Here is a 21,573-nt window from a genome sequence, read left to right on the forward strand (position 1 = left end):
TAAAATATGCAGCCGATTGCTTGTTTGGGTGATGTATGGAGCAAGGCCAGCAAAAGATCAGATCGATGTGTGCCGTCGGATTGATTGTCTATTTCATCTATCTGGGGGCGGTGACCCTGGCGCCGTTCGATTTTCAGGAATTTTCCCAAATGCATCCCTGGGAGCGCGCTATTTCTCTATCGGCCTCCGATGTCATCTTGAATATTATTCTCTTCCTCCCGCTCGGCGGGCTTCTCTATGGAATTTTTAAAGAGGGTTCGAACGGCCGTCGGCTTCGGGCGGTGCTCTTTATCGCGGCGATGACGAGCCTCTCAATCGAGATCGCTCAGCTTTTTCTTCCGGAGCGGTACTCTTCTTTCAGCGACCTTTTGACCAATTCCCTCGGGGGCGGAATCGGTTTCTTCCTGGTTTGCAGAGGGGTGAGTCGAGGCTGGGCCCGACGGTTATGGAATCATCACCGGAAGTTCGCGAAGACGGCGCTTCTCCTCTATATGGGATTGCTCCTTCTGCTCGCGGGGAGTTCTTTGGAAAGGTTAAACCAGTGGGGATCGGGCGCTTCTCTTTGGGTTGGAATCGATCCGGCAGCGGAGGACGGATGGGAGGGAACGTTCTACTTTTTGGCGGTCTATGCTGAAGCGTTTGATCCGGCGCGCGTTCAAAATCATTATCAGGCCGGCGTTGCATCGGAGCGGGAGGTCTCTCTTCGGGATGCTCCGCTCGTCCTTTATACCTTTGATGAGCAGGAGGGGAACCTCGTTCACGACCACGCTCTAAAAATGCCGCCGCTCGATCTGCAACGATTGGGCGATAAAGGGAGGTGGCTCACTCCTTCCGGTTATGTTTTTGACGGATCGACCGGTTTCCGCAGTCTCGCACCGGCTGAGAAGGTGATGAAGTCGCTTGCAGCCGGACATCGGTTCACGCTGGAGGCTTGGATCGACGCCAAGCGATTTGACTATGACCAGGCGGGGCATTTGATTTCATTGATTAGGGGAACGAATAAAGAATACTTCATGCTTCAACAAGCGGCGACGGAAATTACATTTGAAGTCCGAAATCGGACCAAACGGGGATGGCTCGATGGGGGCAAACTTGAGACCTTCCGGTTGCGCCTCCCGCGCCCCATGAACCCGGCCCATGTAATGGCGGTCTATGATTTCGGGAGGACATTTGTTTATGTAAATGGGACGCTCGCCGCGGAAGCCATCTTGACCGACGGGCTTTTTCTCCTAACCGACCGGCTTGCTTTTCGAACGACGCGGCCCGGCGAATGCGCATTTTTAGGGGGGCTTCTGTTTTGGCCGATCGGCTTTCTGGCCGGCATTTCATATTATCCTCGGTCGAAAAGGGCCTCCGCATTAGTGGTCTTCTCTTTATGGATATTTGTTTTCGCAGTCCATCTGCTCGAAGGTCGCCATCCTCCGACCCTTTTTACCGGCGGTTTCATCGCAATTCCTTTTGGTATCGTCCTGATCGGCGTTCTCATGGGAAGGATGACGGAAATACAGCTGCCGAAGACAATGTAATGAGGCTGACGCTGGCTGGTTCTATTTATCGGTTTACCGGTTTCCTTTTGCACACTCCTTCTCTTATATATCCCGAAACGTAAAAAAAATAACCACTGAATTATTTGTCTCTCCTCATTTGAACCGTGGGGATATGAGCTGGGCCGCTCAATGGGGTCTGCACCGACATTGCTAGGCAGAGTATCGGGCATAAGACTTGCTCATACTCAAAGAGGCTTACAGGAAACGAACAGCTGGACATTCACGCTATAAGCCCGCTTCGTTTTGCCGTGTAGTGGAATAGACCGGTCACCCATAATGATGGTTATTAAAAGTGAAAGGAGGAATCTCAATGAAAAAAAGTCACGGAATTTGGATTGCAATGCTCGCTACCGCATTTATTATTTATGGAGGAGCGTCGGCCTTTGCACAGCCTTCCGTTGGAAGCGGGGACAATTCTACGTCGCCGGGTGGGGTCTCCCCGAATGAGGATAAAGGAGGGGGTAAGAGCAATTGCGCGCCGGGCGCATCCGATCCACTCTTACAACGGGAGCAATCAAAAGGGGATTTAGGCAATGGCAACGGAAGTTCTTCGGGATCCCATCAGGGAGCAATGAGCGGCAGCTCGAGTTCGGGAAGTTCTTCTAACTCTCTCGGAAGCGGATCTTCTCCTGGTTCGGCCCAGGGCGGTTCACAAGCGGATAAAGGGGGAGCGGGGGCGAACGATCCCTGTCCTCCATCCTCCACCGATCGTGGCGCCTCGGGGGGAGGAACCTCGGGAAGGAGTCCTTCCTCCGGAAGCAACTCCAGCACTTCGGACAGCATGTCGAAGTGAAAAGAGGTTCAGGAAAGGAGCCGCGGCCGAAGCTGCCGCGGCTCCTTTTTTTACCTGTTTTCGGTTTTGCTGAAATAGTCGGTCGGACTTTGTCCATAATTCCATGTTGGTTTGCGCTTTATCCGCTTCTCGGATATTATTTACTCTGATGAAAGAGCCATCCTTTACAAAAAAGCGTTTGGGCGATCTCCTTTGCAATGCCGGTTTAATTACAGAGGACGATCTTCAGAAGGCCATTGATGAGAAGGGGCGGACCGGTAAACGGATGGGGGAGGTGCTGATCGAGCTCGGTTTGGTGACCGAATTTGATATCGCCAACACGCTCGCGCAGCAGCTCGGTATTGAATACCTTCCAATGGAGACCACCCAGATTGAACCCGAAGCGATCACGCTGATTCCTGAGAATCTTTCTAGGAAATATCTCTGCATTCCGGTCAGTATAAATAAAAGACAAATTTCTATGGCGATGGTCGACCCATTGGATTATGAGTGTATTAAAGACATCGGCTTTCACACCGGCTTGCAAGTCCGACCCCTCATCTCTACTCGGAAGGAAATTTTAAAAGCAATTGAGCAGCACTATCATCTCGATGATTCGTTCGAAAGCATCGTTGATGAAACGGCCGATGTATTTAAGGAATCTTATCTCGAAATCTTTCCTGCCATTTCTCAATCCGAGATGACCTCCTCTGATGACTTAAAAGACAAGAGCCAGATCGCTCCGGTTATCCGGCTCTTTAACCTGATCTTTATTCGGGCCATCAAGGCTCGGGCCAGTGATATCCATATCGACTCTCAGCGGGCCAAGGTCTCAATCCGCTTTCGAGTGGATGGTCTTTTGAAATCGGAAATGGAGCTTCCAAAATGGGTCCAGGGGGCCCTGATCTCTCGAATTAAAGTTCTGGCATCTCTTGATATCTCTGAGCGTCGTCTTCCTCAAGACGGGGCGATACGCGTTCGGCTCGACAATCGAGACATCGACCTCCGGATCGCAACCTTACCGACCCATTATGGAGAGAAAGTGGTGATCCGAATTTTGGATCAGCTTTCAACGCAAGTAAACTTGGAGAATCTGGGGCTTTCAGAGGCCGACTATCGCCAGCTTCTTCAGTTTACACAAAAACGACAGGGGATTCTCCTCGTAACCGGGCCGACCGGAATGGGCAAGACCTCGACCCTCTATTCTCTTATTAATAAAATTCGTTCGGAAGCGGTCAATATTATGACCGTGGAAGATCCAATCGAATACAATATCGAAGGGCTCAATCAGATCCAAGTGAAGCCCGATATCGGCCTGACTTTTGCGAATTGCCTTCGATCGATCCTCCGACAAGATCCGAACGTGGTTTTGGTTGGGGAAATCCGAGATTTAGAAACGGCGGAAATTGCCTTCCGTGCCGCGATGACGGGCCACTTTGTGATCAGCACCCTGCATACCAACGATTCCGTCGCGACCATTGTACGCCTGGTCGATATGGGAATCCCCCGGTATATCATTTCGAGCGCGCTGGTTGGAATCGTTGCGCAACGCCTTGTTCGGGTGATCTGCCCTCAATGCAAAATTGAAGTGCAGGGCGCAATGGAAGGGGCGGAGCGGCTCAACAGAAAAAAAGATACGGAGCAAATCACCCAGTTATACCGAGGCAAGGGATGTAACCATTGCAATTTTACCGGCTTCTACGGCAGAACCGGTATCTTCGAAGTTCTCTCTCTCGATTCTAAAATTAAAGAAATCATCGCTTCCGGGGGGACAGAGGACGAAATTTATCGGGCGGTAGAAGATCAAGGGGTCACGTCAATGGGTGAAGATGGACTCCGAAAAATAAAAGCAGGAATCACAACGCTTGAAGAGGTCCTTCGGGTCATTGAAGTGGAGGAGGAAGTCCGGATCCTCTGCCCTCGTTGCGAACAAGCGATTCATGTCGATTTTATTGTCTGTCCGCACTGCCGTTATGAGGTTCGATCAAACTGCATCTCTTGCAGAAAGCATCTTCAGCCGGAATGGCAAATCTGTCCCTACTGCGGAAAAGAACGCTAACGCTTACTCCCTTCTCGAATCAACCACCCGGATAAAATCCTTCATCAATTGATGGGGGGCTGATTTTCATCAGCCCCCGTGAAATATCCCTAGAAACCGGTTGCCGAGAACCAAGCCCCCGTCGGAGAGGTCACAAAGATGATGGGTGCAATACATGGTTTGGGAAGGGCGATCTTTTCTTTAATGTTGGAATCTCCCAGGGTGTTGGCGGGGAACAATCCTGTTTGGACATTGGCGATAATGGGAGTGCCTGTATTATCGACCGACATACAGCTTACGATTGCGCGGAAGTTGGGGGCCGGATTGGTTCCGTTAAAGGGAGCGACCGGAATGACTAATCCTCGAACCCTCACCCTCAATGTGCCATCCGCCTTTAATATCCCCCTTGCGTCGGAGAGGACCCAGGGGAGTCCGCCGCCGGTGATCCCTCGAATGGGGTTTGCCGTTCCGGTGAAGGGGGGATTGACGCCGACCATCGTCTGAAACCGTAAGATCGTCTGATTTCCCGAGTCGGTTAAGAGATCTGCCTCGTTCGTTTCCTGTTCATTTTGTACGGTCTCGTCACTAGAGAGTTCTTTTGCTTTAACCGTTCCGGCATGGATGCTGAGAAGAAGAGAGACCAATGCGATAAACATGAGCTTTTTCATGGAGCACCTCCTGTTTTTGTTCAGATCTTCAGGTTCGCTAGGATGACTTGAAATACTCAATCAGTAATGACGTATTTCCATTCGAAGTGTCAATATAAATATCGTCCGGCGTTTCCGTGCGAACAACCGCTGCTCGATTCACTCGTAACGAACCAGCCATGTCTAATAAAATAAATAGTTACTATTAATATTGACTTCACACCACCGCACCAGTAAAATCGAAAATTCAGGCCCGGTATTTTCCGTAATAAGATGCGGCGCTTATAACCTCCACATCTGAAGAGCGGTGCGTTTTGTCGGGGAGGTCTTCGGCGCAGTTAACAGATTTCATTGAGTTGCCAATGGTTTCTACAACGCTTTATCAAGATCTTGTTCAGAAAATTTCCATTCACTTAAACTCTCTTCCGGATAAACCGGAAGAAACGCCCGACTATATCGTGCGTGCCCTGTGGCATATGGCCGCCGGTGTTCCGATGTCGATTCAGCGCGCCAGCGAGGTCCCGCTTCCGGAGCTCGACGATCTTGCGGCGGCAAAGCTACACGAGTTGGTGGCGCAGCGAGAGGCCGGGGTTCCTGTTGCGTATCTGACGGGGCGGCAGCGTTTCATGGGGTTAGAGTTGCTTGTGAACCGCGGCTCCTTAATCCCACGTAAGGAGACCGAACTTCTCGGTCAGTCCGCTGTGGAGATATTGCGCCGGCTGGCCAATCTACGAAATGATGTTACGGCGATTGATATCTGCACCGGCTCCGGCAACTTGGCGGTCGCGCTGGCTCATTATGTGCCGCAAGCGCGTCTCTATGCCTCGGACCTTTCCCATGAAGCGGTCGAACTCGCCAGACAAAATGTTTGGCACCTCGGACTGGAAGGAAGGATGGAGGTATGGGAGGGAGACCTTTTGGCCCCCTTTGAAAGTGAGTTGTTCTATGGAAAGCTGGATCTGATTACCTGCAACCCTCCCTATATCTCCAGCCGAAAAGTCGATACCATGCCGGAAGAGATCATCGACCATGAGCCGAGGATGGCGTTTGACGGGGGTCCCTTTGGAATTAAGATCGTCAACCGTTTTATCCAAGAGGCGCCACGCTTCCTTCGGAAGGAGGGCTGGATTGCTTTTGAGGTCGGTTTGGGCCAAGGTCCGGCGATTCTGCAGCGGCTGGAGCGGAATGAAAAGTTTCGCCAGACCTATCCTATCACCGACAGCGCGGGGAACATTCGGGGGGTGATGGCTTCTATTTAAGTCGCACTCATCCGCGAACTCTCTCAATCTGAATTTTAGAACGTTCTCAAGAAAGCCTTTCCAAGTCGTAAAAATCTTCCAGTCTTCCTCTCAGCCGGTCCATTCAATCTCGACCGTCAGTCCGATCTGTTGCAGAACAGCGGCGACATGTTCACAGCGCTCGAGCAGACCGGTATAACAGACTGCACGTCCCTTCAAATGGGCTTCCAGGGTAATCTCGACGGCTCTCTCCAGCGCAACCCCGGTCGCCTTTTGAACCTGAAGAATCACCTCATCAAAACTGTGCAGATCATCGTTATAGAGGATCACATTCCAAGGGAGCTCTTCTTCGACCTCGTTTTTAGCGTCTGAAATTGTCTCGACCTCAGGAAGGTCAAGAACCTCCGTGCTCATGCGACTCCCTTGCAACGAGTTGCTCTCGGATCACCTTCCACTCGGTCAGCGGCGGAGAGCAGGTGAACTGGTGGCAGAGGTAAACGGTCGGCTTGTTGTTCAACATCTTTTTCCCTTTTACCGGGTCGGGGAGAGGAGTCCCTTCCGGCTGATTCGGATCGACCCGGAAGAGGACCTTGTTCGGAAGATAAAGCTGAGCGAGATTCGAGATAAGCCGTTCCGTTTCACCGTCGTTTGCCGGGCCGATCACGACAATTTCCTTCGGTTGTCGAAGATAGAAATCGGCGGCGCCAATCATGCTGCCGGTCGCAAAAACGTTTTCCTCCATCGATGCTGCGAAGAGACGAATTGTCTTCTCCCCCTTTTCATGGTAGGAGCGATCTCCCGTAATATGGAAGAGCCGAAGGAGGGCCTGTGCGGCGACGGCATTTCCCGAAGGGATCGATTGATCGGTGGCCGACTTGTAGCGGGCGATCAGAGACTCGTGATCTGTTGAAGTGAAGAAAAATCCTCCCGCCGCGTCATCCCAAAATTGATCGATCAGCCGGCCGATTAAACGCTCTGCCCGGTCAAGGTAAACCAGATTGCCGGTTGCTTCATAAAGATCAAGCGATGCGTCTATAAAGAAGGCATAGTCGTCGAGATAGCCGTTGAGCTTTGCGATGCCATCTTTAAATGTCCGGAGGAGCCGTCCGTCTTGATAAAGGCGGTTCCAGATGAAATCGGCCGCTTTCGCCGCTGCGACCAGATAGCGTTCGTTTCGGGTGACGTTGTATCCCTGGACGAGGGCGCCGATCATCAAACCGTTCCAACTGGTCAAAATCTTTTCGTCGCGAAAGGGTTTCGGACGTTTCTCCCGCTCGACGAAGAGTTTCTTCTTGGCATCGGCAACCATCTGCTCGAGTTCCTCGGTCGTTTTCCCGATCTCCTTTGCGAGAGGGTCGATCGGCTGACTGATATGGAGGATGCTCTTCCCTTCAAAGTTTCCCGCAGGGGTCACGCCGAAATGACGGCAGAGAACGGTTCCAATCTCCTCTCCGACGATCGCTTGGATCTCCTGCGGCGTCCAGACGAAGAATTTTCCTTCCTCTCCTTCGCTGTCGGCATCTTGTGTGGAGTAAAAGGCGCCGTTTGGATCGGTCATCTCGCGGAGGACATATTGGAGGATCTCCTCGCCGATTTGGCGATAGAAAGCCTGGCCGGTGGCCTGATAAGTGGCGAAGTAGAGGCGGGCGAGCTGCGCGTTGTCATAGAGCATCTTTTCGAAATGGGGGACCAGCCATCGGTCGTCCGTAGAGTAGCGATGGAAGCCGCCGCCGAGCTGGTCGTAGATTCCCCCCCAGGCCATCTTTCCAAGGGTGTAGGTCACCATCGTCCGGTAGCTTTCCTCGCCGCTCTCTTGATAGCGGCGGAGGAAGAGATGATACGCAGGGGTGTTCGGAAACTTCGGCGATCCCCCAAATCCGCCATGTCGGGTGTCGAATATCTGTCCCAGGCTCTCGGCCGCCCCCTGCAGGAGGTGCCGATCGATCTCCTTGCCGCTCGCTGCCGCCTCGCCTCCCGACGTCGCGCTGAGCGTCTGCTGAACCTCTCCGGCCGTCTTCAAAATCTCATCCTGTTTCTCGCGGTAGGTATTTGAAACAATCTCCAGGAGCTTTGGAAAACCGGGAAGGCCATATCGGTCTTCCGGCGGAAAGTAAGTCCCGCCGTAGAAGGGGACCTTCTCAGGGGTGAGAAACATCGTCAGCGGCCAGCCTCCGCCTCGGCGAATGAACAGCTGAACGGCGTTCTGATAGATCTGATCGAGGTCCGGCCGCTCTTCGCGGTCGACTTTTATATTAACGAACTGCTCATTCATGACCTGAGCGGTTTCTTCATCTTCAAACGACTCGTGCGCCATGACATGGCACCAGTGACAAGCCGAATATCCGATCGAGAGGAGGATCGGTTTATTTTCCGCTTTTGCCTTCTCGAGTGCCTCTTCACCCCAGGCGTACCAATCGACCGGATTGTGCGCATGCTGGAGAAGGTAGGGACTGGTCTCATGGATTAAACGATTGGTGTGCTTGGGTTGTTCCATAAAGACTTCCTTTCAGACGAGAGGTACGCTTTTCACATATTAAAACGCCTTGGATTCATTTGTAAATAGAAATGGTGGCGATGGCAAGTAAAGCCATTATTCTCAGGGCAGAGCGGTTATCCTAAAGGAATATCTCTTCCTTGACAGGTCTCTAAACCTCGATTACCTTTTACTCTAAACTCTTTAACGGAGCTAAAGGAGGCGGGGGATGGATCACCTTGATGTGGAAGGGGAGACGCAGGTCGGCGTGGTTGGAGAGGTCGATCCTCAGAAAACGATTCCGGAGAAAATCCCTTCAAAACCAAAGGAAAAAGGAAAGCCTGGATCGCGCCTTGTCTGGCTCGTTCCTGCTTTCATCCTGGCGCTGATTTCGCTGGGGGCGCTTCAGTATTATCAATCCCAGCAGGAGCTCGATGGTTTGCGACACCTCAACCGAGGCTTGCGATCTGAAAACGATGCGAAGGAGAAGATGATTGCAGCGCTCGGCAAAGAGGTCAAGGGGCGCGACGAGATGCTTCTACAGACGAAAGCGGAGGCGAGTCAATTTAAAAATCAGATGGAGACGATGCGACTGGCTTTAATGGATCGGGATGGACAGATTCTTCGTCTTCAACAGATCTCCGATTTTCGAATCAAGCTTCCGAAGAAAGTACGTGATCTCCAGACGCAGCTCGTTCAGAAGCAGATTGAAAACGTCTCTCTTCAGAAAATGGTTTCAGACCAAGCAGAATGGCTGCGGACGCTCTCCGCTTCATCGGCCAAGATCGTTCGGATGGCCGGCCCGAGAGAAGGAGGACCCGTCGGTGGATTTGTGGCGTTTGATCCGAGCAAGCAGGCCGCCGTTTTTTACGGGTTCGGTTTGTCGCGGCCGCCTGCAGGAAAGGTTTACCAACTTTGGGCGATCGGCAATGCGCCGGTGAGCGCCGGCCTCTTTCAGCCGTCGGGGGATCGGACCGCACTCGTAAAGACCCCGAAGCTGCCGACCGCAGAGGGAATCAAGCAATTCTCAATCACAGTTGAACCGATTGGAGGGAGTCGCCAGCCGACCGGACCGGTGACTTTCAGCGGGACGATTGGGGTGTCTCCTTCCTAATTTGGGAGGAGCGCGATTCATCGGTTTTATCTTCTTCTCTTTCGATCGTTTTCGGTCGGAGGGCTTTCTCAATGGCCGACTGGATGACGCTCTTCTTCCCAAGGCCGCCAATGAACTGGACGAATTTTCCTTTTGAAAAGAAGGCAAGCGTCGGAAGGCTGGAGATTTCATATTCAGCCGGGATTTGATAATTTTCTGTGACATCCATCTTGTAAATCGCGATCTCTTCCCCCTGCTCCTCAGAAAGCTGATCGAGCTCATATAAAAGCACCTTGCAGTTCCTGCAGGTCGGAGACCAAAACGCCACCAGCACCGGGACGGAGCTGGTTTCAATCATTTGATCAAAAGAACGATCGGTTATCTCGGGAATCACCGTGTATCTCCCTTTATGCAGAGTGGCAATTCGTTACGTCCAATGATATACTCCCTCCCGCTGATTGCATCCCATTCGCATTCATAGATTAGAAAGGATTCGATATGGATCGTCCCAAGATTATCGGAATGAAGGAGATGAATGCCATTTTTGGTGTCACCGACCGGCTTGGTATTTCGCGCGAGGCGATCGTCGTTCCGCTCGGACCCCAATCTCCGGGTCGGATTCGCTCACTCCCGAACGGAAAGTTTGAGATTACGGTTGATGCCGATCAGCCGATCGAAACGTGGCTGCCGACGTTAGAGAAAGAGCTGCTCAGCCTCCTGGACGGATAATCTTCTGCCGGAGGGTTTACCCTTCATTCACGCTCGGCCTGAGTTTGGCTTGAAAATATTTCTCGCCGGTTGCAGTCAGATACCAGGTCTTCATCCCCCCTTGTTTTTGATTTCCCTCCGCGAGCCAACCGTTTCGAGCGCAGCCGGCCAAAACATCGGAGAGGTTCTTCGGTTTTTCTGCGCGGCACTTGGCGAGACGGTCGGCGATATCCTGGATGGTAAAAAGCGGCAGTTTCTCGCCATGGAGGAGATGGTAAGCAATCGTTACGACGGCGTCGGTATAGGCCCTCGGATGTACTGCCGAAAAGAACTCATTAATCGGGGGAAGTGAAGTGGGTTGTAGATTCGACCGCGGTTGTGGTCTCTCCCCCAGGTCTGTCCCCTGTCGAAGAAGCTCTTTTAAGAGGATCTCAAAAGCGATTGCGCGATAGGGCTCCTCGAACTCTTGGACGCAATCAATTGCTTGCCGAATACTGGTTTTAATCTTCTCGTTTTCCAAAGAGGCTCCCTGCCACGCAACCAGCTCATTATATATGATTCGGCCGTTAAATCACTAAGAAAAATGCGTTCTCGGCACCCGATTCATCGATTAAAATTTGTGTGAACCTGTGACTCAACCTCTTCCATTTTAATCTATTATATCTGAAGATCTCCTTTCTTATCAATCCATTGTGTTGCTAGTTTATTTTCCTAGTCCTTCCTAGATAAATACTCCATTGGTACTATATACCGCGCGGCACTTGATCTTCGTTCCCTCTTCATTCTAGGATAAAACTAGAATGAAGAAACGGAATCCACTTCTTACATACCAACAAAAGCGAAATTTCTCCGCGACTCCGGAGCCCTCGGGAGCCGTCTCCTCTAAACGCAAACGCGCGGTTTTAGGGAATCGGTTTTCGATTCAAGAGCACCATGCCAGACGGCTCCATTACGACCTCCGCTTGGAGATGGAGGGGGTGCTGAAGTCATGGGCGATGCCGAAAGGCCTCCCCGAATCGGAGCAGGAGAGGCGTTTGGCCGTCCGTACGGAGGACCATCCGCTCGACTATATCGACTTCGAGGGGATCATCCCAGAAGGAAATTATGGCGGCGGGAAGGTGGTCCTCTGGGAACTCGGAACCTACCGGATTCTCTCCGGCGATTTGAACAAGGGAAAGTTGACCTTCGCCCTCTCGGGCCGTCGGCATCATGGCCAGTACACGTTGGTTCGCACGGAGCGGAAGGGAGAGAAGGAGGCTTGGCTCATCATGAAGACCGGATCGCCGCTGCCGAGCGGGGAGGACCGAATCCCTTCTCCTTTCGCTCCGATGCGGGCCGCTCTCGGTGATGCCCCTTTTACCGGGTCGGACTGGTTCTTCGAGGAGAAATGGGACGGCGTCCGCGCCGTGGCAAGGCTGATTCGGAGAGGGAACAAAGTCCAAATCGACCTTTGGGGGAGAAACCTCTCCCGGTTTGAGTCGCACTATCCCGAGGTCATTGAGGGGCTGCGCGCGTTAATGGACACACATGATTCAATCAATTCGCTGATCCTCGACGGCGAGATCGTGGCGCCGGATGAAAACGGCCAGCCCTCTTTTCAGCGGCTCCAGCACCGGATCCATTTGACCGACCCCCGCGAAATTGAGGTCGCGCGCAATCAGATCCCGGTGACTTATCTTCTCTTTGACCTTTTATACGTCAATGGAAAGTCTTTAACAGACGCGCCGCTTCTTTATCGAAGGGAACTTCTCGACGCCATATCACTCCCGGCGTCGATTCGGTTAAGCACGTTCCATCCGGACGGAATGGCTCTTTTCGATGCGCTCCGGAAAAAGGGTGGGGAGGGAATCGTCGCAAAGAGAAAGGAGAGCCGCTATATTTCCGGGAGACGGAGCCGAGAATGGATCAAGGTCAAGATCGTCCAGGAGCTCGATTGTGTCGTCGCCGGTTGGACCGAAGGGCGTGGAAACAGGTCACACACCATCGGCGCACTCCTGCTCGGACTCTATGAGGGAAAAAGGCTCAAATACATCGCCCATACCGGAAGTGGTTTTGACGGTGAGATGCTGCGATATGTTGAAACAACATTATGCTCTCTCGAAATCGACCGATGTCCATTCGACTCCCGTCCGAAAACCAACGCCCGCGCCCACTGGGCGGCGCCGCGGCTGGTCGCCCGGGTGAAATTTACCAACTGGACCGACGACCGCCACCTTCGCGCGCCGATCTTCCTCGGGCTTCGTGATGACGTCACGCCGGAAGAGTGCCGCTTTGAGCAGAGCGTCACGCCGGAAGTGATTTCCTCCGAGGAAAAAGAAAAGCGCAAGGAGGCGATCTGGATCGGCGAGCGGGTGGCTGTTCAGTTCGAGGGGAATCGACTGGAGATGAGCCACCTCGAAAACCGCTTCTGGCCGGAGCGCGGTTACACCAAAGCTCACCTCATCGATTACTATGTGCAGGTCGCTCCCTTCCTCCTCCCTCATTTGGCCGACCGGCCGCTCACATTGATTCGGTTTCCCGAGGGAATCGAAGGAGCGTCCTTTTATCAGAAAGATTGGAAAGAGGAGGCGCCTCCCTGGGTGAAGCGGGTGACGATTGAGACGGAAGAGGAAACGATGCGGAGGATGGTCGTCTGCAACAATGCGTCGACCCTTGTCTGGCTTGCCAATCTCGGCAACATTGAGCTTCACCCCTCTTACAGTCGGATCGATACCGGGGTGGAGGGGTTCGAGCGACCTGATTTTATCGTCTTCGATATCGACCCTCCCAAACCGGAGAAAGGGGTTCTCTGGGATCGATTCGTTCAGGCGGCGGAGGTCGCCCTCTGGGTCAAGGAGGTCCTGGATCGCCTTGGTCTGCACGGTTATCTCAAGACGACGGGGAAGACGGGCTTACACTGTTTTGTGCCGATCATTCGAAAATACACATATGATCAGACACGCCAGTTTGCTCGGATCATTGCCGAACAGATTCAGGCGGAGCATCCGAGGCGGGTGACCACCGCTTGGCAGAAGAGAAAACGGGAAGAGAAGGTGCTCGTCGATTTTAATCAAAATGCCAGGGGAAAGACGCTTGCGTCGATCTACTCGCCGCGCGCCGTGCCGGAGGCGACCGTGTCGGTTCCGATCGCCTGGGAGGAGCTTCCGAAGATCGATCCGCGTGACTTCACGCTGGAGACGGCGGCCGACCGAGTCAAGATAATGGGAGATCTTTGGGTGGGGATCCTCGATTCACCGCAAGATCCTCAAAAGGTTCTTAATCGGCTTCATCATATATAACCAAAGGGGAGACCATGGCACCACGTTCTTTTTGGAAAGGCTCGATTACCTTCGGATTAGTCAATATCCCGGTGAAACTCTACACCGCGACGGAGGACCGTCCGATTAAGTTTCATCTCCTCCACAAGGAATGTAATAATCGGATTCAGTATAAGAAATATTGTCCGAATTGCCGCCGGGAAGTCTCTCAGGAGGAGCTTGTTCGCGCCTACCCTTATTCCAAGGATCAATTTGTTATTTTGGAAGATGCAGACTTTGAAAAAGCTGATGAAACGCTTTCCCGGACGATTGAGATTATTAACTTTGTCACCTTCCAGGAGGTCGATCCGATCTACTACGATCGCGCTTATTACGTGGTGCCGGAAGAGGCGAGCGCCAAGGCGTATCTTCTCCTCCGGGAGGGGATGAAGAAAACCGGCCAGGCAGCGATCGGCCAGCTGGCGCTTCGAGAGAAAGGGCATCTCGCCCTTCTTCGACCGCTGGGCGACGCCATCGGTTTGGAGACTCTCTATTATCCGGAGTCGATCCGCACGGTTGAAACATTATCGAAAGAGATCCCGTCGAAGGTCGATCTGAAGCCGAAAGAACTCGATATGGCGATCGAGCTGATGAAGCAGCTGTCGGTGTCGTTTGATCCAAAGGCCTATCGCGATACTTATCGAGAGAAGCTGATGGAGGTGATTCATAACAAGATTGAAGGAAGGGAAATTACCGTGACCCATCCGACCAAAGCGCCCACCCTTGATTTGACCGAAGCGCTCAAGGCGAGTTTGGCCCGGACCCGCGAACGGCCGAAAGCAAAGCGGAAGACTGCGTGAGCTGTCAGTCGTTGGGTGGGATCAGCTCTTGAAAGTCGACCAGCGCTGTAAATTGATTCGATGCGCGCGGCGCGACACGGCTGCTGGCATAGCTTTTAAAAAGGAGATGTTTGATGCCGAATGTGTATGCCGCGAAGAGAACATCTTCATTGTCGTCTACAAAGAGGGTTCTCTCCTTATTAAATTGAAGGACCCGTTCGGCGCCTCGCCAGAAATGAACTTCTTCTTTCGGTAATCCGATGTCGCTGGAGCAGAGAATCGTGTCAAAGTAGGGACCGAGGTTGGTCTGACCCAGCTTGATCTGCACCGTTTTCGGGTGGGCGTTGGTAACCAAAGCGATTTCTTTCTTCTCCTGTCGAAGGAACTGGAGGAACGGCTCCACTCCCGGATGTACTTGTACCCGGCTGCAGATTCCCTCCTTGAGCCGAACGACGTCGAGCCCCAGTCGCTTAGACCAGTAATGAACGTCGGTCCAGTTGATCGTTCGCTCTTGGGCGCGATAGGCGGCGGTGAGTTGCCGCTTTGCCTCTTCGGTCGACATTTTATTTCGCTCGGCAAACTTCTCGGGGATCAGCTCTTCCCAGAAGTAATCGTCGAAATACTTGTCTAGGAGGGTTCCATCCATATCCAGCAGGACGGAATCGATCTCACTCCATCGAACCATATGATTCCTTCTAAGGTTTGTGTCGGTCATCGTTCCGGCGAATTTTTATCGCTTTGGCAATTCCGTCGCGATAGGAAAGCCAGAGTTCCAATGACCGACGAAGCCGATCGTAAATCCGTTTTCGGGCGGCGCGGGAGGGGGTGTTCCGTAAGACCATCTCCCAAGCATCGCCTCGGTGTCCCCTTTCCACCTGGTGGTGGGCGCGAATGAGATCCAGCGCGGCGGGGGAGACCTGATGATGTCGGACGAGGAAATGATTTCGAATGACCTCTTCAATCGGCGATGGAGCGGGCGGGTTTTCACTGATCTCTTTTCGATCGCGGATACTTCCTTCAACGAAGATCGTGATTACGGCAATCCCCTCAATCCAGTCTGCAGAAAGGGTGACCTCATCGAGCCACCGACGGTATCGGCGGCTTTCCGGCAGAAGCGCGATTGGATCAAACTCCTCCTTGCGAAATCCAAGTCCTTCCATCATCCGTAAAAAAAGGGTCGGATGGGGCTTGCCGAGACTTAATCCTCCCGTTTCCTCCTCATATAAATTGGTCGCGAGGGCACGGCGCGCTTCTGCCGATGGGGTTTTCGAATAAATGCGGCCGATAAAAAGGGGAAAGTCACGGACGTAGACGGCATATTCCTGTTGATAATGGAGTTTCAGTTGCGTACGGGTGATTTTGGGACCGATCAGATCGCTCCAGGCCCAATGGTTTTTCTGGTCCATGATCGATAAGAGCTGTTCTTTAAAGTTTTCTTCCGTCCAACGATCGTGCCGAGCCAATGCTCCTCCTTCAAATCGGGATGCCAATGAGACGAGCATCAGTGTATTCAAAACTTTGATAATCGTCAATGTGTAAGCCCGATCGATTCTACCGGGCCTTCTTACGAACCTCACAATAATCGATGCTTGACGCTAGGATTTGGCTAAAGTAGAGTATGATTTTCTAAAGAGGAAGGAGATGGTAGAAGACCAAAAATGGGACCTGGTCCTTGTGGGCGCCGGGGCCGGCGGACTGGTTCTCGCATTGACGCTGGCAGAGAAAGGGTTCCGGATTGCTGTTATTGATCGCCAAGTCGATCCAGCCCCACTCCCTCGAGGAGAGATCGTTCAACCGAACGGCCTTCGAATTCTCGATCAGTTGGGTGTTCTCTCTAAGCTGCTTGAATCGGATATCTATCGAAACGAACGGGTCGATTTTTATCAGGCATCCGGACCGCACCTTTGTACGGTCGACTATCGGACGCTTCCTATCCTTTATAATTATTCGTTAATATTGCTTCCTGACGTGATCCAGAAGGTGCTGTTGGAGCGGGTCCGGGCTTCCTCCAATATTACCCTCTTCGGAGGGGTTCTCTTCAAAGAACTCCTTCATGAACGGGAGGGTGTTGCAGGGGTGGTGGCGGAGCATCAAGGCGTGTTGCGCCGTTTTCTTGCGCCCATGGTCGTGGGGGGAGACGGGGTGCGCTCGGCGGTTCGTACAGCGCTTCGGATCCCGCATAAACTCCATACCTATGTCGATGGATATCTTACGATGGTGGTCGATCGTCCCTCCGGTTTTAGGGGAGAGTCGCGCTACTATCTCGGTCAACGAAAGATTTTTGGTGCCTTCCCTGTCTCGGAAGAGAAGCTCTATCTTTTCTTCATGATTCCCTCGAATCGGTTAGACGGATTTCGCCAGCGGGGGATCGGCGTCTTCAAGGAAGAGATTCTCTCGTTTCACCCTTCCCTTCGCGCTCTCCTCGAGGGACCGATTAAGAAGGTCACTTCTTGGGAAGAGATCGCTTATATGCCTTGTTTTCGCGTCCAATGCAAGCGATGGGTGGCCAATGGAGCGGCCCTTATCGGGGATGCAGCGCATGCGATGAACCCCCATGTCGCACAGGGCAGAAACGCTGCCATGGAGGATGGGGTGATTCTCGCCGAGGTCCTGGAGGATTGTTTTAGAGCAGGAGATTTCTCCAAAGCAGCCTTGGCCTTATATGAAAAGAGGCGCCGTTCGACGGTGGAAGGGCTGCAGCGGATTGGTGACGAAATGACCTGGCTCTGGAACAGCGGCTTCCCTCCCTCTGTTTGGGCACGCGATCGAATTTTTCAATCTGTTCATCAGAAGCGGGACCTCCATGACAAAATGCTATCCAACATCGCAGGTCTCCATCAGAGACCGTTTGATCTCTTCGACCGTTGGCGAGCACTTCATTTGTGGGGTCCCCTCTCGCCCTCCATCGACAGGCGGTATTAGTCCTATTTGGGATGAATCGTCTATCGAAAAACCGTGTATGATTTGACATTTACCGCTTTCTCGGATACCTTCAAATCGAGTGAATAAATTACAGAAAATAGGAATTCCAATGTTCTCGATGAAGCGGTTAACGGCTGAAGGACTCTCACTTATCCTCTTACTGGTGGTCTTCTCTTCCTGTTCCATGGGGGAGGCAAAAAAGGAGAAGCATTACAAAAGGGGAGTCGACTACGTTGCTCACGAAAAGTATTCCGAGGCGGCTGTCGAGTTTAAGAATGTCCTTCAGATCGATCCGCAACATACCGATGCAAAATACCAGCTGGGACTGGTTTATCTTAAATTGGGTGGGTTGGTCAACGCACGGAATGCCTTTAAGCTGTTAAGCGAGGTGGTGCAAAAAAAACCGGATCTTGTTGAGGCGCAGGTGCGGCTTGCGACCCTTTATTTGGCTTCCGGTGATCTTAAAAGTGCGAAGGAAAAAGCTGAATTGGTGCTTCAGAAGAAGCAGGGCAATCCGGATGCGCTGTTGGTGTTGGCGAGAATCGCGCAACGTGAGGGGCGCCTGGATGAAGCGGCACAAACCTATCAAAAAATTCTCGATCTCGATCCGAAGCGGCTGCAGACATATTATGAGTTCGCCGGGCTCTACCTTCTGAAAAAAGATTCGGCGTCTGCCGAATCGCTTCTCCAAAAAGCGCTTTTGCTCGATCCCCAATCCGTTGAAAGTCACATTAACCTTGCCCGATTTTATCACTATAATCATCAGCCGAAAGAAGCGGAATCGTTTTATCTGAAAGCCATCTCGATCTCGCCGAAAAGTAAATCGCTCTATTTTGCGTTGGCCAATTTTTATATGCTCGAAAAGCGGACTGAAGAAGCAGAGAATCGATTGATAGAGGCGACCGGCCTCGATTCGAAAGATCCGGACCCCTTTATTGCACTAGGTGATTTTTATTTGAATTTCCATAAGGCAGAAGGGGCGGAGAAGGCGTATCGCCAAGCAAAAGAGGCGCGACCGGATGGAATGCTCAGTCGAAAAAAACTGGGGGATCTTTACTTAACGCAAGGGAAAAAGAATGAAGCAAGCGGGATCATCGATGAGATCTTGTCCAAAAATGGAAGTGATCCGGAGGGGCTTTTACTGAAAGGGCGTCTTCTTCTCGCAGAGAATAAAAGCGGTGAAGCGGTGATTCAACTAAGAAAGGCGATTGAGATCGAGCCGATGCTTTATTCCGGACATTACTATTTGGCCTTGGCGCACATGGCTGATCATGATCTACAACAGGCAAAGTCGCAATTTTCGGAGGCCATAAAACAGAATTCCAAAGACATGCGTTCTCGGCTTGCATTGGCGGAACTCCTTCTGCAGTCGCGTTCATTCGACCCGGCGATTTCAGAAGCCGAGCGGATTATTGAATCCGATCCCTCCGTTGTTAAAGCCTATCTGATTCTCGGAGATGCCGCTGTATCTCGGGGCGATGTTAAAAAAGGAGAGGGCGCCTATCAAAAGTTTTTGACATTGGCGCCTAAAGAGCCGATCGGCTACTATCGCCTTGGGCTTATTCGGCGCGCTCAGAAGAAAGAGCAAGAGGCATTGACTTTCTTTGAGAAGGCGCTTTCGATCAATGTTAACTATCCCGATGCTCTTTCTCAGATTGTGGCAATTCACCTCTCTAAAGGAGAGGGAGATAAAGCGCTCAAGCGGGTGACGGCCCAGATCGATGCCTCGCCTCGGAATCCGGTTTTCTATAACCTTCTGGCAAAATTGTATGCATCCAAAAAAGATTATAAGCGGGCGGAGGAGAGCCATCGAAAAGCGATTGACCTTGATCCGACCTACCTTGCCTCTTACCTTGACTTAGGGAGTCTGTATGCCCAGGCCAAACAGTTTGATCAGGGGCTGCAGAAATTAGATGAGGCGCTTAAAGTCAATCCGAACGTTGCGCAAATTTATATGACTCGAGGTGTTATTTATGAAACACAACAGAAGTACAGTCAGGCTCAGAAAGAATATGAAAAAGCACTCCAAATCGATCCAAATTTCGCCCCGGCAGCAAATAATCTGGCTTGGATTTATGCAGAGCAAGGTGGAAATATTGACCGTGCATTGACATTGGCCCAGATGGCGAAAGAAAAATATCCCGAAGATCCTGCGGTTTCCGATACACTCGGTTGGATATATTACAAAAAGAATGTATTTATCAAAGCGGTCTCTTTGCTGGAAGACAGCGTAGAAAAGCTGTCTCAGAATCCCGTGGTTCGTTATCACCTTGGGATGGCCTATTATAAGAATGGGCAAAAGGCCCTTGCGAGGAAGGAACTCGCTGAATCGTTGAAATTAGGAAAAACTTTTGTCGGGTCTGATGAGGCGGAAAAAGTACTAAAAGAATTGTAAAGAAAAGATTTACTAAATCTAAGTCCAAAGTCTTTTAATATTATAAGCATATGAATTTATTGAATATTATTTTTATTAAGAGAGGTCCACATCGCGTTTGATCTTATACCTTGTATGTGCAACTGAGATATAAAAAGCGTCAAAAAATTGACTTTTTATGCGGTTCATGTTATTTAGGTATATTCCTGGGATTTTGAAGTGGTTAATACGATGGTTCCTATTCAAATGCGACTTTCAGCACATTTGAGGAAGTTGAACTCCGAAGACTATGAGTTGGATGCTCTTTTTAATGAAGTTTTCTCAACCATTCAGAACGAGATTCCCTTTCATGCCGGGTGGTTTTTCCCTATAAACCCCGATACGCTGCAGCCAATTAAATTTTCCAAGAAAATATGGAAAGGAGTTGCTCCACCGGAGATGAATGGCACTCATTCAGCGCCGTCCCTTTTTCCATCCATTCGCCAACTGCTGCAGAGAGGGTCTCTCTGTACCAGGGGGGAGGAGTGGTGGACCCACTCTCAACTTGCCGATCATCCAATTTATCAGAAGACCCTAAAACCAAACCGGCTATACTTTGCCTTGATCCTTCTCTTTCTTGATAATGAAAAAAAATGTCGCGGTTATAGTGTTTTTTGGAGGGAGAGACTTAAAGGTGCCTTTGCAAATAAAGATCTTGAGACATTAACGGTGGTCGCTCCAATTGTGGGAAGCTATTTGAAAAAAAATCCGGTGCAGCAAGCCTCCATTTCCGAGGTCACTTCAGACATTACTGAAGAGGAGCTTCATGTTTTGGTTCGGCGACGTGCTCAACCCGGCATTCTCATTTTAAGTCAGCATGGACAGATTCTATACGTGAATCATGATGCAAAGAATCTTCTGGAGGGTCTCACTTTAAAAACCCCCCCTCTTCCCCAGCACCAGTCTCTTCCTGAGATTATTTATCAACTTTTTATTCAGTTTAAAGAAATAGTGGGTGAGAATGGACAAGAATCGGCAATACCGACTGCTAATCGGGTCTGTATTCATGAGGGAGTCGTTTTCCTTTTTCGGGCGTTATTGTTACAAAAACAGGGTGCCAACCGGGATACAATGCACATTATGATCCTAATTGAGAAGGTCTCACAAGGCGTCCGTATCGATCAATTTGTCCAATCAACTCACTTGACAAAACGTGAGCAGGCAGTTGTGCGTCTTCTTTTAGAGGGAAAAACAAATAAAGAAGTGGCTTCGTGTATGAATATCGGTGAATATACAGTAAAAGATCATGTCAAACGGATTATGAAGAAGTTGAATGTTACCACCCGTGCTGGCATCGTGGCGAAGGTTCTTCATCAACAGCTTCCCGCCTCCTAGTTATTTCTAAATACCTTAGGACTTCGTTAAAACCTGTAAAGCAGACAGTTTTTGCTTAGATCTTAAGATGAAAATACGTTTAGGGGAGTGGTTTATTCTAGGTAAGTGGTGTGTAGAGTCTGATAAGGTGCTGGAATCTTCAATTCCAATCTTGTCTTAAAAAATGGTTTTAATTCAAAGATACTGTCTCCCCCCTCTTTTGAGGGGATTGATCTTTCAGGAGTTATCGCTTAAATTGACTGAAGCTTAATCGTGTCGTACAAGTATATCATTAACCCTTCCGATGCTCCTGGATGGGCGTCTTTATAAGGT

The 21,573-nt window shown here is 51.1% G+C and carries 17 protein-coding genes; 10 read left to right on the forward strand and 7 right to left on the reverse strand.

What is annotated here, in order from left to right; translation table 11 throughout:
* The first annotated feature begins 35 nt into the window (after nucleotides 1-35).
* Together HY282_17530 and tadA are read left to right on the forward strand one after the other, a co-directional pair.
* Entirely contained in the window at nucleotides 36-1,526 is a 1,491-nt protein-coding gene (locus HY282_17530; protein ID MBI3805553.1) for a VanZ family protein, read from the forward strand.
* A 962-nt stretch (nucleotides 1,527-2,488) separates the two neighbouring features.
* Nucleotides 2,489-4,378, forward strand: a complete 1,890-nt coding sequence (gene tadA / locus HY282_17535; protein MBI3805554.1) for a Flp pilus assembly complex ATPase component TadA — start codon at nucleotides 2,489-2,491, stop codon at nucleotides 4,376-4,378.
* Nucleotides 4,379-4,467: 89 nt separating this feature from the next.
* On the opposite strand, the gene HY282_17540 is transcribed toward tadA, so the two are convergent.
* The gene (locus tag HY282_17540; protein MBI3805555.1) at nucleotides 4,468-5,025 is read right to left on the reverse strand and encodes a hypothetical protein; all 558 of its coding nucleotides are present in this window, start codon (nucleotides 5,023-5,025) and stop codon (nucleotides 4,468-4,470) included.
* A gap of 341 nt (nucleotides 5,026-5,366) precedes the next feature.
* Here HY282_17540 and prmC point away from each other — a divergent pair, with 341 nt between their 5' ends.
* Entirely contained in the window at nucleotides 5,367-6,263 is an 897-nt protein-coding gene (gene prmC / locus HY282_17545) for a peptide chain release factor N(5)-glutamine methyltransferase (GenBank protein ID MBI3805556.1), read from the forward strand.
* Nucleotides 6,264-6,353: 90 nt separating this feature from the next.
* On the opposite strand, the gene HY282_17550 is transcribed toward prmC, so the two are convergent.
* Together HY282_17550 and HY282_17555 are read right to left on the reverse strand one after the other, a co-directional pair.
* The gene (locus HY282_17550; GenBank protein MBI3805557.1) at nucleotides 6,354-6,656 is read right to left on the reverse strand and encodes an ATP-dependent Clp protease adaptor ClpS; all 303 of its coding nucleotides are present in this window, start codon (nucleotides 6,654-6,656) and stop codon (nucleotides 6,354-6,356) included.
* Entirely contained in the window at nucleotides 6,637-8,736 is a 2,100-nt protein-coding gene (locus tag HY282_17555) for a thioredoxin domain-containing protein (protein ID MBI3805558.1), read from the reverse strand. The genes HY282_17550 and HY282_17555 overlap by 20 nt, the downstream gene beginning before the upstream one ends.
* A 208-nt stretch (nucleotides 8,737-8,944) precedes the next feature.
* On the opposite strand from HY282_17555, the gene HY282_17560 reads away from it, so the two are divergent.
* Nucleotides 8,945-9,829, forward strand: a complete 885-nt coding sequence (locus tag HY282_17560) for an anti-sigma factor (protein MBI3805559.1) — start codon at nucleotides 8,945-8,947, stop codon at nucleotides 9,827-9,829.
* Here HY282_17560 and HY282_17565 read toward each other — a convergent pair.
* Nucleotides 9,798-10,202 carry a thiol reductase thioredoxin gene (locus HY282_17565; protein ID MBI3805560.1) on the reverse strand — a complete coding sequence of 135 codons (405 nt, stop codon included), beginning with the start codon at nucleotides 10,200-10,202 and terminating at the stop codon, nucleotides 9,798-9,800. The two genes, HY282_17560 and HY282_17565, sit on opposite strands and share 32 nt — an antisense overlap.
* 104 nt (nucleotides 10,203-10,306) lie before the next feature.
* Here HY282_17565 and HY282_17570 point away from each other — a divergent pair, with 104 nt between their 5' ends.
* On the forward strand, nucleotides 10,307-10,537 hold the full coding sequence (locus tag HY282_17570; GenBank protein MBI3805561.1) for a hypothetical protein: 231 nt from the start codon (nucleotides 10,307-10,309) through the stop codon (nucleotides 10,535-10,537).
* A 16-nt stretch (nucleotides 10,538-10,553) separates the two neighbouring features.
* On the opposite strand, the gene HY282_17575 is transcribed toward HY282_17570, so the two are convergent.
* A complete protein-coding gene (locus HY282_17575; GenBank protein ID MBI3805562.1) occupies nucleotides 10,554-11,036 on the reverse strand; it encodes a hypothetical protein in 483 nt (160 codons plus the stop codon).
* A 280-nt stretch (nucleotides 11,037-11,316) separates the two neighbouring features.
* Between HY282_17575 and ligD the strand changes: the two genes are divergently transcribed.
* A complete protein-coding gene (gene ligD / locus HY282_17580; GenBank protein ID MBI3805563.1) occupies nucleotides 11,317-13,794 on the forward strand; it encodes a DNA ligase D in 2,478 nt (825 codons plus the stop codon).
* Nucleotides 13,795-13,808: 14 nt separating this feature from the next.
* The gene (locus tag HY282_17585; protein MBI3805564.1) at nucleotides 13,809-14,612 is read left to right on the forward strand and encodes a Ku protein; all 804 of its coding nucleotides are present in this window, start codon (nucleotides 13,809-13,811) and stop codon (nucleotides 14,610-14,612) included.
* Between the two features lie 4 nt (nucleotides 14,613-14,616).
* Here the strand turns inward: HY282_17585 and yrfG are convergent, their stop codons facing one another.
* On the reverse strand, nucleotides 14,617-15,276 hold the full coding sequence (yrfG, locus tag HY282_17590; GenBank protein MBI3805565.1) for a GMP/IMP nucleotidase: 660 nt from the start codon (nucleotides 15,274-15,276) through the stop codon (nucleotides 14,617-14,619).
* A gap of 10 nt (nucleotides 15,277-15,286) precedes the next feature.
* Entirely contained in the window at nucleotides 15,287-16,093 is an 807-nt protein-coding gene (locus tag HY282_17595) for an iron-containing redox enzyme family protein (protein ID MBI3805566.1), read from the reverse strand.
* A gap of 139 nt (nucleotides 16,094-16,232) precedes the next feature.
* Here HY282_17595 and HY282_17600 point away from each other — a divergent pair, with 139 nt between their 5' ends.
* The 3 genes from HY282_17600 (at nucleotide 16,233) to HY282_17610 (ending at nucleotide 21,261) form a co-directional block, all read left to right on the forward strand.
* Nucleotides 16,233-17,513, forward strand: coding sequence for an FAD-dependent monooxygenase (locus HY282_17600; GenBank protein MBI3805567.1), 1,281 nt, complete (start codon nucleotides 16,233-16,235; stop codon nucleotides 17,511-17,513).
* A 118-nt stretch (nucleotides 17,514-17,631) separates the two neighbouring features.
* Entirely contained in the window at nucleotides 17,632-19,908 is a 2,277-nt protein-coding gene (locus HY282_17605) for a tetratricopeptide repeat protein (protein ID MBI3805568.1), read from the forward strand.
* Between the two features lie 252 nt (nucleotides 19,909-20,160).
* The gene (locus HY282_17610) at nucleotides 20,161-21,261 is read left to right on the forward strand and encodes a helix-turn-helix transcriptional regulator (GenBank protein MBI3805569.1); all 1,101 of its coding nucleotides are present in this window, start codon (nucleotides 20,161-20,163) and stop codon (nucleotides 21,259-21,261) included.
* Nucleotides 21,262-21,573: the final 312 nt, after the last annotated feature.

This window comes from Candidatus Manganitrophaceae bacterium (assembly GCA_016200325.1).
GTDB lineage: Bacteria > Nitrospirota > Nitrospiria > SBBL01 > Manganitrophaceae > Manganitrophus.